Here is a 377-nt window from a genome sequence, read left to right as displayed (position 1 = left end):
GCTTTATCAGCACTCAGAGAAACCGTGGTGTTGTCGATCGAGTCGGTAATCGAAGTGACGGCCGCTTTCGGATCGGTAACCAGGTTCTCGAAGTTACCGCCTTCGGTCTTCGCGATGGTGGTGCTGACGGTGGAACCGTTGTTGTAGACGTCGTTGGCTGGGGTGTTGAACACAGTCGAGCCTGTGGTCTCACCGGCTTTGATGGTGATCGTCTGGCCATTCGAAAGCGTCACGGTAACGTCGGTCTGCGCCTTGTTAGTCAAGGTCGCGGTGTAAGTGATGTCGCCGCCTTCAACTACCGAGGCTTTATCTGCACTCAGCGAAACCGTGGTGTTGTCGATCGAATCAGTGATGGCTGTTTCAGCTGCCTTCGGATC

The 377-nt window shown here is 54.9% G+C and carries 1 protein-coding gene; it reads right to left on the bottom strand.

From position 1 onward, the window contains the following. Positions 1-377: immunoglobulin-like domain-containing protein (locus AOA59_RS32465; protein WP_158235266.1), on the bottom strand; the 377-nt coding region annotated here is incomplete at both ends.

This window comes from Pseudomonas sp. 2822-15 (assembly GCF_002742515.1).
GTDB lineage: Bacteria > Pseudomonadota > Gammaproteobacteria > Pseudomonadales > Pseudomonadaceae > Aquipseudomonas > Aquipseudomonas salomonii.
Note: the sequence above shows the minus strand (reverse complement) of the source record. Positions and strands in the feature narration are given on the sequence as shown.